General features: G+C 64.7%; 1 protein-coding gene. It reads right to left on the bottom strand.

What is annotated here, in order from left to right:
- Window positions 1-58: 58 nt before the first annotated feature.
- The gene (locus ABGA94_RS17690) at window positions 59-784 is read right to left on the bottom strand and encodes an enolase (protein ID WP_164092684.1); all 726 of its coding nucleotides are present in this window, start codon (window positions 782-784) and stop codon (window positions 59-61) included.
- Window positions 785-865: the final 81 nt, after the last annotated feature.

The following is an 865-nucleotide window of genomic DNA, read 5'->3' as shown; positions in this document are numbered from 1 at the left end:
GGCCGCTGGCCGGCAAAAACAGGAAATGCCGGCCAGCGGCCGGCACTGCCGCAGGGTCTTACGACCAGTCGTACGAGAACAGCACCGTGCGGCTCACCGGCTCATACAGCATCACGATCGCGTCGGCGCCGGTGGCGCACCAGTTGTAGCCGGCGACTTCGGCGACGGCGAAGAACTTGTGGCCATCGCGGCGGATGATCGCCAGTTCGGCATCATCTGGAGCATGCCGGTCGTTGGCGGCGTCGGTGAATTCCAGGGTGAAGGCGGCAGGAATATCGGCCGTTTCGATCCAGTTGCCACAGGAAATCTGTCCCCCCAGCGTATCCAGATAAGCGCGCTCGCTGGCCTCACCCTTGCCGTAGCGCGAGTAGCAGGCGAGGCGGCCATGCATGGCGTGGTAGTCGCGGGCCTTGGCGTAGCTGTCGCGCATCTGCGCAATGTGTTCCTGCGCGTCCTTGTCCTGTACTGCATCGCCGATGAAATAGCCCTCGTTGCCGAGGAAGCGCATCTGGTTGCCGGCGGTCAGCTCGAAGGCGATCCAGTTGGTGGCGGTGAAATCGTTGTGGTGTTCTTCGGTGGTTTCGCCGATGCAGCCGTCGTACGGCTCGATCGGGCACAGCATCGTCGCCACCTGGCCGGCCAGTTCCGGGCGCAGCACACCGAGGTCGATCTTCAGCAGTGGCAGCAGGTGCTGGCCGAGCCAGGCCTGGTCGGCGGGGAAGACGTCGGTGGGGAAGGGGACCATGCCGGGCAGCAGGTCGCTCAGTTCAGTCTGGTGGATCATGTCAGTCCTTTGAATTGGATCGGTAGTGCCGGCCGCTGGCCGGCATGCGCGAAGCGTCTGGAGGTTGCCGGCCAGCGGCCG

Source organism: Stenotrophomonas sp. 3diitr2024 (assembly GCF_042136455.1).
Taxonomy (GTDB): Bacteria; Pseudomonadota; Gammaproteobacteria; order Xanthomonadales; family Xanthomonadaceae; genus Stenotrophomonas; species Stenotrophomonas sepilia.
The sequence above is the reverse complement of the archived record's forward strand: the minus strand, read 5'-3'. Positions and strand labels throughout refer to the sequence as shown.

Coding starts and splice junctions, on each gene's coding strand:
- ABGA94_RS17690 (WP_164092684.1), bottom strand. CDS start 784: ATGATCCACCAGACTGAACTGAGCGACCTGCTGCCCGGCATGGTCCCC.